Origin of the sequence: Pseudomonas edaphica (assembly GCF_965277385.1) — a bacterium.
Taxonomy (GTDB): Bacteria; Pseudomonadota; Gammaproteobacteria; order Pseudomonadales; family Pseudomonadaceae; genus Aquipseudomonas; species Aquipseudomonas edaphica.
Window position 1 is genome coordinate 5,870,343 of the sequence record NZ_OZ255725.1, and the last position, 14,954, is coordinate 5,885,296.

At 60.7% G+C, this 14,954-nt stretch carries 16 protein-coding genes; 7 read left to right on the plus strand and 9 right to left on the minus strand.

Annotated features, from left to right (window positions below; translation table 11 throughout):
- Positions 1–30: 30 nt before the first annotated feature.
- The gene (gene aat / locus ACQY47_RS26795) at positions 31–711 is read right to left on the minus strand and encodes a leucyl/phenylalanyl-tRNA--protein transferase (protein ID WP_017137503.1); all 681 of its coding nucleotides are present in this window, start codon (positions 709–711) and stop codon (positions 31–33) included.
- Between the two features lie 494 nt (positions 712–1,205).
- Here aat and ACQY47_RS26800 point away from each other — a divergent pair, with 494 nt between their 5' ends.
- From ACQY47_RS26800 to cysG, 6 genes are read left to right on the plus strand one after another with little or no spacing between them, the layout of a single operon-like run.
- Positions 1,206–3,611, plus strand: coding sequence for a DNA translocase FtsK (locus ACQY47_RS26800; RefSeq protein WP_069788233.1), 2,406 nt, complete (start codon positions 1,206–1,208; stop codon positions 3,609–3,611).
- A 54-nt stretch (positions 3,612–3,665) separates the two neighbouring features.
- Positions 3,666–4,289, plus strand: coding sequence for an outer membrane lipoprotein chaperone LolA (gene lolA / locus ACQY47_RS26805; RefSeq protein ID WP_017137501.1), 624 nt, complete (start codon positions 3,666–3,668; stop codon positions 4,287–4,289).
- Positions 4,290–4,316: 27 nt separating this feature from the next.
- Positions 4,317–5,639 (plus strand): replication-associated recombination protein A, encoded by a 1,323-nt coding sequence (locus ACQY47_RS26810; protein ID WP_099548025.1) that lies wholly within the window; start codon positions 4,317–4,319, stop codon positions 5,637–5,639.
- On the plus strand, positions 5,639–6,013 hold the full coding sequence (crcB, locus tag ACQY47_RS26815; protein ID WP_017137499.1) for a fluoride efflux transporter CrcB: 375 nt from the start codon (positions 5,639–5,641) through the stop codon (positions 6,011–6,013). Before ACQY47_RS26810 ends, crcB begins: the two co-directional genes overlap by 1 nt.
- A 16-nt stretch (positions 6,014–6,029) precedes the next feature.
- Positions 6,030–7,310, plus strand: a complete 1,281-nt coding sequence (serS, locus tag ACQY47_RS26820; RefSeq protein WP_017137498.1) for a serine--tRNA ligase — start codon at positions 6,030–6,032, stop codon at positions 7,308–7,310.
- Positions 7,311–8,705 carry a siroheme synthase CysG gene (gene cysG, locus ACQY47_RS26825; protein ID WP_017137497.1) on the plus strand — a complete coding sequence of 465 codons (1,395 nt, stop codon included), beginning with the start codon at positions 7,311–7,313 and terminating at the stop codon, positions 8,703–8,705.
- Between the two features lie 150 nt (positions 8,706–8,855).
- On the opposite strand, the gene ACQY47_RS26830 is transcribed toward cysG, so the two are convergent.
- The 6 genes from ACQY47_RS26830 to tusD form a co-directional block, all read right to left on the minus strand.
- Entirely contained in the window at positions 8,856–9,851 is a 996-nt protein-coding gene (locus ACQY47_RS26830) for a glutathione S-transferase family protein (protein ID WP_428553341.1), read from the minus strand.
- 88 nt (positions 9,852–9,939) lie between these two features.
- Positions 9,940–10,941 (minus strand): glycosyl transferase family protein, encoded by a 1,002-nt coding sequence (locus ACQY47_RS26835; RefSeq protein ID WP_428553344.1) that lies wholly within the window; start codon positions 10,939–10,941, stop codon positions 9,940–9,942.
- A complete protein-coding gene (locus ACQY47_RS26840; protein WP_428553347.1) occupies positions 10,938–11,273 on the minus strand; it encodes a TusE/DsrC/DsvC family sulfur relay protein in 336 nt (111 codons plus the stop codon). Before ACQY47_RS26840 ends, ACQY47_RS26835 begins: the two co-directional genes overlap by 4 nt.
- Positions 11,270–11,548 carry a sulfurtransferase complex subunit TusB gene (gene tusB / locus ACQY47_RS26845; protein ID WP_065931003.1) on the minus strand — a complete coding sequence of 93 codons (279 nt, stop codon included), beginning with the start codon at positions 11,546–11,548 and terminating at the stop codon, positions 11,270–11,272. The genes ACQY47_RS26840 and tusB overlap by 4 nt, the downstream gene beginning before the upstream one ends.
- Positions 11,548–11,898, minus strand: coding sequence for a sulfurtransferase complex subunit TusC (tusC, locus tag ACQY47_RS26850; RefSeq protein ID WP_428553350.1), 351 nt, complete (start codon positions 11,896–11,898; stop codon positions 11,548–11,550). Before tusC ends, tusB begins: the two co-directional genes overlap by 1 nt.
- Position 11,899: 1 nt before the next feature.
- The gene (gene tusD, locus ACQY47_RS26855; protein WP_056861885.1) at positions 11,900–12,292 is read right to left on the minus strand and encodes a sulfurtransferase complex subunit TusD; all 393 of its coding nucleotides are present in this window, start codon (positions 12,290–12,292) and stop codon (positions 11,900–11,902) included.
- 157 nt (positions 12,293–12,449) lie between these two features.
- On the opposite strand from tusD, the gene ACQY47_RS26860 reads away from it, so the two are divergent.
- Positions 12,450–13,625, plus strand: coding sequence for a CaiB/BaiF CoA transferase family protein (locus tag ACQY47_RS26860; protein ID WP_428553354.1), 1,176 nt, complete (start codon positions 12,450–12,452; stop codon positions 13,623–13,625).
- Between the two features lie 93 nt (positions 13,626–13,718).
- Here the strand turns inward: ACQY47_RS26860 and ACQY47_RS26865 are convergent, their stop codons facing one another.
- Complete coding sequence (locus ACQY47_RS26865) at positions 13,719–14,213, minus strand: SprT family zinc-dependent metalloprotease (protein ID WP_064454959.1); 495 nt, start codon at positions 14,211–14,213, stop codon at positions 13,719–13,721.
- A 127-nt stretch (positions 14,214–14,340) separates the two neighbouring features.
- Positions 14,341–14,943 (minus strand): Yip1 family protein, encoded by a 603-nt coding sequence (locus tag ACQY47_RS26870; protein WP_099548019.1) that lies wholly within the window; start codon positions 14,941–14,943, stop codon positions 14,341–14,343.
- Between the last annotated feature and the right edge of the window lie 11 nt (positions 14,944–14,954).

Here is a 14,954-nt window from a genome sequence, read left to right on the forward strand (position 1 = left end):
ATAAGTGTAAGCCAGGTACGAGGAAGTCGCCTAGGAAACCCACGGGCCAGAGCTGGGCTGGTCTAAATGGTTACGCAGGAAGCCGGCAAATTCACTGCGCGGTATGGCGCGGGCGCCGAGGCTGTGCAGGTGATCATTGGGCATCTGGCAGTCGATCAGTACAAAACCCCAGGCCTGCAACTGGCGGGTCAGCGTGGCAAAGCCGAACTTGGAGGCATTGTCGGCGCGGCTGAACATCGATTCGCCAAAAAATAACTGGCCCATTGCCAGGCCATACAGACCGCCGACCAGCTTGCCTTCATCCCATACTTCGACGGAATGCGCGTAGCCGCGCCGGTGCAGCTCCAGGTAGGCGCTTTGGATACCTTCGGTGATCCAGGTGCCGTCTGCATAAGCGCGGGGCGCGGCGCAGGCCTGGATGACGGCGGCGAAGTCCTGATCAAAGGTCACGCTGTAGCGCTGCTGACGCAACAGTTTGCCGAGGCTGCGTGACACGTGCAGCTCGTCGGGGAATATCACCGTGCGCGGGTCTGGAGACCACCAGAGGATCGGCTGGCCGTCGGAGAACCACGGGAAACAGCCATGGCGGTAGGCCTGGATCAGTCGCTCGGCCGACAGGTCGCCACCGGCGGCCAGCAAGCCATTGGGTTCGCGCATGGCTTTGGCCAGCGGCGGGAAAGTCAGGGAATCGCGTTGCAACCAGGTCAGCATGGTATCCAGGCTTACGGTAGGGGAGGGGAGTGGCAGGTATGACGCCTGCCGCATGTGGGATGATTATTGTCGACATGGCGCTGTGGGGCCAGCCCGAATCGGGCATCCGCGCGCAATAGCGTTAATAGGTGTTTCTGCAACTCTACCCTTTGGGCGCGGTCGTAATCGGGTCTGGGCCATGCAGGCCAATTGCCAAGCTTGCCTGCTTTGATAAAAACAGCGCATAAGCCTTTGTCAGCAAAGACAATGCGTGCTCAAATTGAACAGGCTATGACACATCATCTGTGCAGGCCACCGGGTGAGGGCAAGTACGTGGCATCGTCGACGCAAACCCGTACAATGCGGGCATTGTGGCGTTTTCGCCCTTTCACCTGTTCATCACCCAATGTTAAAAGTAGTTTCAGCGACATTCGTTCATTTTTCAGCTGCTCGGATTGAGCAGTGTGCAGTCATTCAACAGATGGACGCGCTAAAGGCGCAGGAATAGACCCGTTTTGAAGAAATCCGCCGCAACACCTAAAGCAGCAGTCGTGCCGGCCTGGCGCCAGCACCTGCATTACCGACTCAAGGAAGGCGCGCTGATCGCTATCGGCGCCCTGTGCCTGTTCCTGATGATGGCCTTGCTTACCTATGGCAAGGACGATCCGGGCTGGAGCCACAACAGCAAGATCGAAGACGTGCAGAACTTCGGCGGCCCCGCCGGTTCCTACAGCGCCGATATCCTGTTTATGGTGCTGGGCTACTTTGCGTATATCTTCCCACTGTTGCTGGCGATCAAGACCTGGCAGATCTTCCGCCAGCGTCACGAACCGTGGCAGTGGAGCGGCTGGCTGTTCTCCTGGCGCCTGATCGGCCTGGTGTTCCTGGTGTTGTCCGGCGCGGCGCTGGCGCACATTCATTTTCATGCACCTACCGGCTTGCCGGCGGGCGCGGGCGGGGCGTTGGGCGAAAGCCTCGGCGACCTGGCGCGCAAGACCCTGAATATCCAGGGCAGCACCTTGATGTTTATCGCGCTGTTCCTGTTCGGCCTCACTGTGTTCACCGACCTGTCGTGGTTCAAGGTGATGGACGTGACCGGCAAGATCACCCTGGACCTGCTCGAATTGTTCCAGGGCGCAGCCAACCGCTGGTGGTCGGCCCGGGTCGATCGCAAACGCATGGTCGCGCAACTGCGTGAGGTGGACACCCGCGTTAACGAAGTGGTGGCCCCGAGTACGCCGGACCGCCGCGAGCAAGCCAAGGTCAAGGAACGCCTTATCGAGCGCGAGCAAGCCCTGAGCAAGCACATGTCGGACCGCGAGAAGCAGGTGCCGCCGGTGATTGCCCCGGCACCGCCCAAAGCGCCGGAGCCGAGCCATCGTGTGCAGAAAGAGAAGCAGGCGCCGTTGTTCGTCGACAGCGCCGTAGAGGGCACCTTGCCGCCGATCTCGATTCTCGACCCGGCCGAAAAGAAACAACTCAATTATTCTCCGGAATCCCTGGCGGCCGTCGGCCACCTGCTGGAAATCAAGCTCAAGGAATTCGGCGTCGAAGTCTCGGTGGATTCGATCCACCCAGGCCCGGTGATTACCCGTTACGAAATCCAGCCGGCAGCGGGCGTCAAGGTCAGCCGTATCTCCAACCTGGCCAAAGACTTGGCCCGCTCCCTGGCCGTGACCAGTGTGCGTGTGGTGGAAGTGATACCCGGCAAGACCACCGTCGGCATCGAGATTCCCAACGAAGACCGTCAGATCGTGCGGTTCTCCGAGGTGCTGTCGACGCCGGAATACGACAACTTCAAGTCACCGGTCACCCTGGCCCTCGGCCACGACATCGGCGGCAAGCCGGTGATCACCGACCTGGCGAAAATGCCGCACTTGCTGGTGGCCGGTACCACCGGTTCCGGTAAGTCGGTGGGCGTGAACGCGATGATTCTGTCGATCCTGTTCAAGTCCGGCCCGGATGACGCCAAGCTGATCATGATCGACCCGAAGATGCTCGAATTGTCGATCTACGAAGGCATCCCGCACCTGCTGTGCCCGGTGGTGACCGATATGAAGGACGCCGCCAACGCCTTGCGCTGGAGCGTCGCCGAGATGGAGCGTCGCTACAAGCTGATGGCGAAGATGGGCGTGCGTAACCTGTCGGGCTTCAATGCCAAGGTCAAGGAAGCCCAGGACGCCGGTACACCGCTGACCGACCCACTGTACAAGCGCGAAAGCATTCACGACGAAGCGCCGCTGCTGACCAAGCTGCCGACCATCGTGGTGGTGGTCGATGAATTTGCCGACATGATGATGATCGTCGGCAAGAAGGTGGAAGAACTGATCGCGCGTATCGCCCAAAAGGCCCGTGCGGCCGGTATTCACTTGATCCTCGCCACCCAGCGGCCGTCGGTGGATGTGATCACCGGCTTGATCAAGGCCAACATTCCAACGCGGATGGCGTTCCAGGTTTCCAGCAAGATCGACTCGCGCACTATCATCGACCAGGGCGGCGCCGAACAACTGCTGGGTCACGGTGACATGCTCTATATGCCGCCGGGCACCAGCCTGCCAATCCGGGTTCACGGCGCCTTCGTCTCCGATGATGAAGTTCACCGCGTGGTGGAAGCCTGGAAGCTGCGCGGCGCGCCGGAATACAACGACGACATCCTCGCAGGCGTCGAAGAGGCCGGCAGCGGCTTCGACGGCGGTAGCAGCGGTGATGACGATGCCGAAACCGACGCGCTCTACGACGAAGCCGTGGCATTCGTACTCGAAAGCCGTCGCGCCTCGATCTCTGCGGTGCAGCGCAAGCTCAAAATCGGTTACAACCGCGCCGCCCGCATGATCGAATCCATGGAAAACGCTGGCGTCGTAACCGCCATGAACACCAACGGTTCGCGTGAAGTCATCGCTCCCGGGCAGATGCGCGACTGATTCCGCGCTGCGTGACAACACGCAGCGCGCCCTGACGACTCAATGAGGATTCCCATGCGCTTTATCCGCATGCTGTTGTTGCCGGCACTGGCCCTGACTGCTGTTTCGGCCCACGCTGATCCGGCCTCGGTGGCCAGCCTGACTAACCTGCTGGACAAGTCCAAGACCCTGACCGCACGCTTCTCCCAGTTGACCCTGGATGCCGGCGGCACCCAGTTGCAGCAAACCGAAGGCGAAATGGCCGTACAGCGTCCTGGTCTGTTCTACTGGCACACCGAAGGCAAGGCCGAGCAGACGATTGTTTCCGATGGCCAGAAGGTCACCCTGTGGGACCCGGACCTGGAACAGGCGACCATCAAGAAGCTCGACCCTCGTTTGAACCAGACGCCGGCGCTGCTGCTGTCGGGCGATGTATCAAAGATCAACGACAGCTTCGATATCACCTCCAAGCAAACCAGCAACGTGATCGAGTTCACCCTCAAGCCCAAATCCAAGGACACGCTGTTTGACAGCCTGAACCTGTCGTTCGGCAATGGTGTGATCAACAACATGCGCCTGATCGACAGCGTGGGCCAGCGGACCGACATCCTGTTCTCCGGCGTCAAGGCTAACCAGCCAGTGGACGCATCCAAGTTCAAGTTCGTCATCCCCAAGGGTGCCGACGTGATCCAGGAATAACCTGTCTAGAGGTTTCAAACGCTGCCCATGGATTTGTTTCGAAGTGACCCGATTGCTCAGCCTTTGGCGGCGCGTTTGCGCTCGACCAACCTGGATGAGTACGTCGGGCAGGAACACCTGCTCGCTCGCGGCAAGCCTTTGCGTGAAGCCCTGGAGCAGGGTGCGCTGCACTCGATGATTTTCTGGGGGCCGCCGGGCGTGGGTAAAACCACCCTGGCGCGGCTGCTGGCGAAAGTCTCGGATGCACACTTCGAAACGGTTTCGGCGGTACTGGCCGGGGTCAAAGAGATTCGCCAGGCGGTAGAAGTTGCCAAGCAACAGGCTGGGCAATACGGCAAGCGCACCATCCTGTTTGTCGACGAAGTGCATCGTTTCAACAAGTCGCAGCAAGACGCGTTTTTGCCGTATGTCGAAGACGGTACGTTAATCTTTATTGGCGCTACCACCGAAAACCCTTCGTTTGAACTCAACAATGCCTTGCTCTCGCGAGCGCGTGTCTATGTGCTCAAGAGCCTGGACGAAGCGGCGATGCAAAAGCTGCTGCATCGTGCCCTAAGCGAAGACAAGGGCTTGGGCAAGCGCCAGCTGAGTGTCAGCGAAGAAGGCTTCAAAATTCTGCTGGCCGCCGCCGATGGCGATGGTCGCCGCTTTCTGAACCTGCTGGAGAATGCCTCGGATTTGGCCGAAGACGGCAGTGAGATTGGCGTCGACCTGTTGCAAAGCCTGCTCGGCGACACGCGCCGCCGTTTCGACAAGGGCGGCGAAGCCTTTTACGATCAGATCTCGGCACTGCACAAGTCTGTGCGCGGCTCCAACCCCGACGGCGCGTTGTACTGGTTTGCACGCATGATCGACGGCGGCTGCGACCCGCTGTACCTGGCGCGCCGCGTGGTACGCATGGCCAGCGAAGACATCGGCAACGCCGACCCGCGCGCCTTGAGCCTGTGCCTGGCCGCCTGGGATGTGCAGGAGCGCCTGGGTAGCCCGGAAGGCGAGTTGGCCGTGGCCCAGGCCATCACCTATCTGGCCTGCGCGCCAAAAAGCAACGCGGTGTACATGGGCTTCAAATCCGCCCTGCGCGCCGCTGCCGAATACGGCTCTCTTGAGGTGCCGATGCACCTGCGCAATGCGCCAACCAAGCTTATGAAGCAGTTGGGTTATGGCGACGAATACCGCTATGCCCACGATGAGCCGGACGCCTACGCGGCCGGCGAAGACTACTTCCCCGATGAGCTTGAGCCCTTGCCGCTGTATCAGCCGGTGCCGCGTGGCCTGGAGCTGAAAATCGGTGAAAAGCTCAATCACCTGGCCCAACTCGACCGTCTCAGCCCAAAACAGCGGAGAAAGTAGTGCTCAAGACCATTCTTGCCGTGTCCGCCGCGGGCATCGCTGGTACATTATTGCGTTTCGCCACTGGCACTTGGGTCAGCGCCAATTGGCCGAAGCATTTTTATGCGGCCACTCTGGCGGTCAACCTGGTGGGTTGCCTGATTATCGGCCTGTTGTACGGCTGGTTCCTGTTGCGCCCCGAAGTGCCGATTGAGGTTCGCGCCGGCTTGATTGTCGGTTTTGTAGGCGGTCTTACGACCTTTTCATCCTTTTCACTGGATACGGTGCGCCTGCTGGAAAGCGGGCAAGCTTTGGTAGCTTTCGGTTACCTGGGCATCAGCGTGTTCGGCGGGCTGCTCGCCACCTGGGCTGGCCTGTCCTTGACCAAACTTTGATAAACGAGAGACCGACATGCTCGATTCCAAACTGTTACGTAGCAACCTTCAGGACGTAGCGGACCGCCTGGCATCCCGTGGCTTTGCCTTGGATGTTGCGCGCATCGAAGCGCTGGAAGAACAGCGCAAGACCGTCCAGACCCGCACCGAAGCACTGCAGGCTGAGCGGAATGCGCGTTCCAAATCCATCGGTCAGGCCAAGCAGCGTGGCGAAGACATCGCGCCGTTGATGGCGGACGTCGAGCGCATGGGCACCGAGCTGTCCGACGGCAAAGTCGAGCTGGAAGGCATTCAGACCGAGCTGGATTCGATCCTGCTGGGCATCCCGAATATTCCGCACGAATCCGTGCCCATTGGTGAAGACGAAGACGGCAACGTCGAAGTGCGCCGTTGGGGCACGCCAAAAGCCTTTGATTTCGAGATCAAGGATCACGTTGCGTTGGGCGAACTGACCGGCGGCCTGGATTTCGAAACGGCCGCCAAAATGTCCGGCGCACGCTTTGCTCTGCTGCGCGGCCCGATCGCGCGCATGCACCGTGCCCTGGCGCAGTTCATGATCAACCTGCACACCGCTGAACACGGCTACGAAGAAGCCTACACGCCATATCTGGTGCAGGCGCCGGCGCTGATGGGCACCAGCCAATTGCCTAAGTTCGAGGAGGATCTGTTCAAGATCAGCCGCGACGGCGAAGCCGACCTGTACCTGATCCCGACCGCCGAAGTGTCGCTGACCAACATCGTCGCCGGCGAAATCCTCGACGCCAAGCAGCTGCCGATCAAGTTCGTGGCCCACAGCCCGTGCTTCCGTAGCGAAGCCGGCGCTTCGGGGCGTGACACGCGCGGCATGATCCGCCAGCACCAGTTCGACAAAGTTGAAATGGTGCAGGTTGTTGAACCGTCGACCTCCATGGAAGCCCTGGAAGGCCTGACCGCCAACGCCGAGCGCGTCCTGCAACTGCTGGAGCTGCCGTACCGCGTACTGGCGCTGTGCACCGGCGACATGGGTTTCAGTGCCGTGAAAACCTACGACCTCGAAGTGTGGGTGCCGAGCCAGGACAAGTACCGCGAGATTTCGTCGTGCTCCAACTGCGGTGATTTCCAGGCCCGTCGCATGCAGGCGCGTTTCCGTAACCCGGAAACCGGCAAGCCGGAACTGGTGCACACCCTCAACGGCTCGGGCCTGGCCGTAGGCCGTACCCTGGTGGCCGTGCTGGAAAACTACCAGCAGGCCGACGGTTCCATCCGCGTGCCGGAAGTGCTCAAGCCGTATATGGGCGGCGTTGAGGTCATCGGCTAAATGGAATTTCTGCCGCTGTTTCATAACCTGCGCGGCAGTCGTGTGTTGGTCGTCGGTGGCGGGGAGATTGCCTTGCGCAAATCCCGGCTGCTGGCCGACGCCGGTGCGTTGCTGCGGGTGGTTGCTCCCCAGATCGAAGACCAGTTGCGAGAACTGGTGCTGGGCAGTGGCGGGGACCTGATTTTGCGCGGTTATCAGGAGGCCGACCTTGACGGCTGCGTGCTGATCATCGCGGCCACGGACGACGAACCGCTGAATGCGCAAGTGTCCAGCGATGCCAAGCGCCGCTGTGTGCCGGTCAATGTGGTGGACGCGCCCGCCTTGTGCAGCGTGATCTTCCCGGCGATTGTCGACCGTTCACCGTTGGTGATTGCGGTGTCCAGCGGCGGCGATGCGCCGGTGCTGGCGCGCTTGATCCGCGCCAAGCTGGAAACCTGGATTCCGTCGACCTATGGCCAATTGGCCGGTTTGGCGGCGCGTTTTCGCGCCCAGGTCAAAGGTTTGTACCCGGATGTGCAGCAGCGTCGGGCCTTTTGGGAAGAAGTGTTCCAAGGCCCGATCGCCGACCGTCAATTGGCCGGGCAGGGCGATGAAGCTGAGCGTCTGTTGATCGAAAAGGTCAATGGCGCGCCGCCGTATGCGCCGGGCGAAGTCTATCTGGTGGGTGCAGGCCCGGGTGATCCGGACCTGCTGACGTTCCGCGCCTTGCGCCTGATGCAGCAGGCCGATGTGGTGCTGTATGACCGCCTGGTGGCCCCGGCGATTCTTGAGCTGTGCCGACGTGACGCCGAGCGTATCTACGTCGGCAAGCGTCGCGCCGACCATGCCGTGCCGCAGGACCAGATCAACCAGCAACTGGTGGACCTGGCCAAGCAGGGCAAGCGTGTGCTGCGACTCAAAGGTGGCGATCCGTTCATCTTCGGTCGTGGCGGCGAAGAAATCGAGGAACTGGCGGCCCATGGCATCCCGTTCCAGGTAGTGCCGGGGATTACGGCGGCCAGTGGTTGCGCGGCGTATGCCGGGATTCCGCTGACGCACCGTGACTATGCGCAGTCGGTGCGTTTTATCACCGGGCATTTGAAGAACGGGACGTCGGACCTGCCTTGGCATGACCTGGTAGGGCCGTCGCAAACGTTGGTGTTCTACATGGGCCTGATTGGCTTGCCGATCATCTGTGAGCAACTGATCAAGCACGGGCGCGCGGCAGATACACCGGCGGCGTTGATCCAGCAGGGCACCACGTCCAACCAGCGCGTGTTTACCGGCACATTGGCGGATTTGCCGCGCATGGTGGCGGAGCATGAAGTGCATGCGCCGACACTGGTGATTGTCGGTGAGGTGGTGGTGTTGCGCGAGAAACTCAAGTGGTTTGAAGGCGCGCAATCCCAGGTTTAACGCTGATCCTGTGGCGAGGGAGCTTGCTCCCGCTGGGCTGCGAAGCAGCCCTAAAACCAAACACCGCGTTTTGCCTGGCAAATCGCGGTGTTTTTATTGGGGGCCGCTGCGCAGCCCAGCGGGAGCAAGCTCCCTCGCCACAAGGTGTTTTCAGTTCCAGACACCTTTACCGCTCAACCGCACCCGATCATGCTCGGCATCAAACCTCAGCAACGGCCCCTTCGGCACAATCCCGGTCGGGTTGATCGTCCGATGGCTCGCATAGTAATGCCCCTTGATATGCGCAAAATCCACCGTCTCGGCCACGCCCGGCCACTGATACAGATCCCTTAGCCAGTTCGACAAGTTCGGATAATCGGCAATCCGCCGCAGGTTGCATTTGAAGTGGCTGTAATACACCGCATCAAAGCGAATCAGAGTGGTGAACAGCCGCACATCGGCTTCGGTCAGGTATTCACCGGCCAGGTAGCGCTGCTCAGCCAAGTGCTGGTCCAGGCGATCCAGCTCGGCAAACACATCATCAAATGCACTTTCATATGCCTGCTGCGAGGTCGCAAAACCTGCGCGGTACACGCCATTGTTCACGGCGGGGTAGATGCGCTCGTTCAACGTATCGATCGTTGAGCGCAGGGCTTCGGGGTAGAAATCCAGAGTATTGCCGGTCAGCCCGTTAAACGCGCTGTTGAACATGCGGATGATCTCCGCCGACTCATTGCTGACGATGCGCTTGAGCTTCTTGTCCCACAGCACTGGTACGGTGACACGCCCGGTGTAATCGGCGGTGTCTGTGGTGTAGCGCTGGTGCATGAAGTCGAAGCCGTCGAGCTTATCGCCCGTCGAGCCGTGAGCCTTGTCGAAGGTCCAGCCATTTTCCAACATCAGCCAACTGACCACAGACACGTCGATCAAGCTTTCCAAACCCTTGAGTTTGCGCAGGATCAGCGTGCGATGGGCCCACGGGCAGGCCAGGGAAACATACAGGTGATAGCGATCGGCCTCGGCTTTGAAACCGCCGTCGCCGCTGGGGCCGGGCTCGCCATCGGCGGTCACCCAATTGCGCCGTTGCGCCTGCTCGCGCTGGAACGCGCCGTCTGCGCTACTTTCGTACCACTGGTCTTTCCAGTGTCCTTCGATCAGCAAACCCATGACTGGCTCCTTGGCTAATAAGCGTTGGAGCCCAGTCTAAAGGGATGAGTTCGAACTAAAAGCGCAAAGACCGGGCGGTAATCATCGATTAAATCGATTTATCCCGCGCATCCCAGAATTGCCGGGCCAATTCGAACGCCTGTTCCCGAGCGTGGCCGAGGCCGCGCAGGGCCAGGGCCATGGTTGCGATCAGCGCGAGTTGTGGGTAACTGTCCTCGACATCACCGCGCCACAAGGCTTTTAAATGCTCGGGTTCCAGGCTGGCCGGTTTGACGTGGCGCTGGGCGGAGAGGGCGGGCCATTCTTCGTCCCAACTCTGACCGCCGGTGGTGCCATACAAGTGGCTGATCGTGTCGGGGTTGATCTCGACTTCGCCGCCATCGCCTTTCACCACAATCACGTTATCGCCCAGCAGGCCGCTGGCATCGCGGTGCACGCCCTGGTAACCGGGGTGGAAAATGCTTTGCAAGCCGCAACGCGCATTCAGCGGGTTGAGCAGGCGCGCCAGGGAGTGTATCGGTGAGCGCAGGCCCAGGGTGTTGCGCAAGTCGATCATGCGTTGCAGTTGTGGCGCCCAGTCACCCAGTGGGATAAACGCCAGGTTGCCTTGCTCGAAGGCCGTCTCGACCTGTTGCCAGTTGCGACACAGCGGGATTTGCAGGCCTTGCAACAATTGCTCGGTGTACAAGCGGCCCGCCGTATGGGCGCCGCCGCCGTGCATCAGGATGCGCACACCGTTTTGCGCCAGGCACTTGGCCGCCAATAGATACCACGGCAGGTGGCGTTTTTTACCGGCGTAGGTCGGCCAATCGATGTCCACATTCAGCGCCGGCGCCTTCAGGCGTTCGCGCACGGCTTCGGTGAAACCGGCGAGTTCTTCCGGGCTTTCTTCCTTATGGCGCAGCAGCATCAGGAAGGCGCCGAGCTGGGTGTCTTCGACTTTTTCGTCGAGCAACATGCCCATGGCTTCGCGGGCTTCCTCACGGGTGAGGTTGCGCGCGCCGCGCTTGCCTTTGCCCAGGATGCGCACGAACTGCGCAAACGGGTGCTCGGCGGGGGGTTCAAGGGTCAGCGGGGCAAAGTCGGTCATAAGCAATTCGTCGGCCTGGGCAGGCCCGCCAGCTTGGCGGCAAGTTTGGCGGGGGTGCCATTGAAGAGTTTGTTGAGGTGCAGGCTGTTGCCCTTGTCCGTGCCGAGCTTTAAAGCGGTGTACTTGATCAGCGGGCGTGTGGCCGGGGACAGCTGAAATTCTGCGTAAAACCCGCGCAGCAGTTCGAGGATTTCCCAATGTTCGGCGGTCAATTCCAGGGGTTCAGCGGCGGCCAGGGCATTGGCCACGTCGATGGACCAGTCATCCAGGTCGACGAGGTAGCCGTCCTTGTCCAGTTCCAGCGTGCGTTCGCCTACGGTCAGGGTGTTCATAACCAGGTGTTGACCTTGTCGTAGTCGATCGACAGCTGCACAAAACCTGGGTAGTCGACGCTGTCGGCCCAGTCCGGCAGGGGCAGGTTGCGTGCCTGCATGTCTTCGGCCAGGACAAAGACCTTCACGCCCCGGGTTTGCAGGGCTGCGTTGTGCAGGCCGTAGGCGCCATCGCCACACAGCAGGATAGCGTCCTCGGCGCCGCACACGCGCAGGCAACTGGCCAGGCGGCTATCGGTAAACGGGGAGTGAGATACCACATGCAAAGTCGACATCAGAGGGTCATCACCTGGTCATAACGGTCAATCAAGTGGGCGATCGCGGCGCTGTCCAGTGCCTGTGCGCTGGCAGGTGTCGCGAGGCTGCGCTCGGCAAGGCTGTGGCTGCAAGCAAACACCTCATCAATGCCGAACAGGCCCAACGCCTGCAGGTTGGCGCTGAGGTCTTTTTGCTGCACGGCCTTGGCATCCTGATGGGTTGCCAGCTGGAACACGCCATCGTCCATAAACAGCAGGCCGATCGGCAGGTCAAAAGCGCCACCGGCCAATACGATATCCAGCGCCTCGCGCGCACTTGGCCCGGACCACGGTGCCTGGCGGCTGATCACCAATAAAGACTTGGCCATCTCACGGCCCTCCAAAACAGATCAGGCGGTCGGCAGCCTGGATGGCGTCATGCAATTGCCCCAGGCCCGACAACGCCCACGGCGCGTCGAGGTTCACCGCGCTGCGTTGATAACGCGTGGCTTCCTCAGTATTGAGTACGCCACGGCGCAAGGCGGCGGCGATGCACACCACGCCGTCGAGCTGATGCTGGCTGACAAACTCACGCCACTTGCGGGCAATGTCCTGCTCATCCTGGGGCGCAACGATGTTATTGGCAGCGCTGTACACGCCGTCCTGATAAAAAAACAGCCGCACAATCTCATGCCCACCGGCCAGCGCTGCCTGGGCGAACAGCAAGGCGCGGCGCGAGGAGGGCGCATGGGCGGCGGAAAATACTGCAATCGCAAACTTCATGGAACACTCTGCAAGCAAACCTGAGCCAATGATAAAGCCGCCGCCGCGAAAAAGCCCGCCGTGATCAAAACGGTCACTCTCGGTGATTGTTCTGACGATTGCCGCCAGGCGCAAGGCTGCCTAGGCTATGGGCATACGCAAACGAAATGGAGTCTTCATGTCAGGTCCCTTGGCGTCCCTCAAAGTGCTGGATTTTTCTACCTTGCTGCCTGGCCCGTTCGCGTCCCTGATGCTGGCGGACATGGGCGCCGAGGTGCTGCGTATCGAATCGGCCACGCGCATGGACCTGCTGCGCGTGCTGCCGCCCCATGATCAGGGCACCTCGGCGAGCCACGCGTACCTCAATCGCAACAAGCGCAGCCTGGCACTGGACCTCAAGCAGGCCGAAGCGCTGCAGATCGTGCGTGAGCTGGTCAAGGACTATGACATTGTCCTTGAGCAATTCCGGCCTGGGGTAATGGAGCGTCTGGGCCTGGGTTATGAGGCGCTGAAGGCGCTCAACCCCCGGCTGATTTATGTGTCGATCACCGGCTACGGTCAAACCGGGCCTTATAAAGACCGCGCCGGGCACGATATCAACTACCTCGCGTTGGCTGGCGTGGCCAGTTACACCGGCCGCCAGGACAGCGGGCCGTTGCCGCTGGGCGTGCAATTGGCGGATGTCGGCGGTGGTTCGTTGCACGCTGTGGTGGGGTTGCTCGCCGCCGTGATAGCCCGCCAACACAGTGGCGTCGGCCAATACCTGGATGTGAGCATGACCGACTGCTCGTTCAGCCTGAATGCCATGGCCGGTGCGGGCTACCTGGCCTGTGGGGTCGAGCCGGATTGGGAGAGCCATGTGCTCAACGGCGGCAGCTTCTACGATTACTATCGCACGCGTGATGGGCGCTGGATGTCGGTGGGTAGCCTGGAACCGGCGTTTATGCGGCAATTGTGCGAAACGTTGGGAAGGCCGGAGCTGGCCATGCAAAGCTTGAAACCCGAGCAGCAAAAAGCCCTGAAGCTGGCGTTACAGGTCGAGTTTGAGAAGCGCAGCTTTGACGAGCTGTGTGAGTTGTTCGCCGGGGTGGATGCGTGTGTCGAACCGGTGCTGAGCCTGAGTGAAGCGCTGGCACATCCCCAGTTGCAGGCGCGGGAGTTGGTCAGCCAGGTGCCACGGGGTGATGGCTCGACCCAGGCGCAACTGGCCTGCCCGTTGAAGTTTTCCGAGGGTTTGCCGCAGCCTCGGCATATCGGTGTGGCGGTGGGGGTGCACAGTGATGAAGTGCTGGCTGAGTTGGGGTTTAGTGCTCAGCGGATAGACGAGTTGCGGCGGGCCAAGGTTGTTGGTTAGTGCCTGATCTGACGCCATCGCAGGCAAGCCAGCTCCCACATTAGATAGGCGGCGCGGTCAAATGTGGGAGCTGGCTTGCCCGCGATGAGGCCCTCACTCCACCCGAGTTTCCCCTGTGTACACCAGGGTATGCCGACACCGCCGACACAAATACCGCCGCCCCTGATTCACCAGCCCATGCCTCTGGGCCGAAAACGGGAAATCGCTGTCGGCACAGGGGCAACGGTAGATATACCGGGTCACCTGGCGGCGCTTGATCGCATAGGTGTGGCAACGATCCGGCGGCAGTTCGTAAACCCCGCGCATGATCAGCTGCCATTCCTCGCCATGGGGCTGGATGCGCTCGCCAAACAACTGGTGGGCGATCAGATGCGCGACCTCATGGGCCACGGTCTGTTTGAGGAAGTGCTGGCTGTTTTCGCGGTACAACTGTGGGTTGAAGCGCAGCAGGTTCTCGTGCAAATGCGCGACACCGGCCTTCTGGCCCCGTAGCTTGAGGCTGACCTGGGGGCGTTTGAAGCTTCGTTTAAAAAAGGATTCGGCTTGTAGGAAACAATCTTCGACGCGGGTATTGAGTTGCTCGGGCATGCTGACCATATCTCCAGAGACGTCCAGTATGCCGCAAAAGCAGGTGTTTCCGAATCTGTCAGGCGCCGAATGGTCATGCATGACGCACAAAGCCACCTTGCGGTGGCTTTGCCTGCGGTTGATCAGCTTAGTTGGTGTAGATCGGGCCTACGCCCAGCCCCCAGACGATCACGGTAAACGCCATGATTGCCACCAGTACCACCAGGCCCACGGCCAAAACCGAGCTGGAAAACAGAAAGCCCTCGTCCGGGTCGATGTTCATAAACGTCGGCAGCCCCACATACAGCAAGTACACCGTGTAACAGATAGCCGCCGTGCCCACGACCATGCCCAGCCACATATGCGGATAGAGCGCCGCGAGCCCGCCGATAAACAGCGGGGTCGCGGTGTAGGTGGCAAACGCTACGCAGCGCGCCATGCTGGGGCTGGCGTCGTAGGTGCGGGCCATCCAATGGATGAATGCGCCCATCACCGCCACGCCGCCGAGCATCGCCGCGTAGGACATGAGGGTCATCCACAACGCACTTTCCTGGGTCAACATGACCGGGGCGCGGCTGCCGATCACCCAGCCGACCCGGGTGGTGCCGATAAAAGCCGATACGGCGGGGATCGCCGCGAGAATCAAAGTGTGAGTGAGGTACATGTGGCCGATACTTTCTTCCTTATCGCCACGAATTTCCCGCCATTCCTGGTCGGGATGGGTAAACAGCCCCACGACGTGATGGATCATGCCAGTCACTC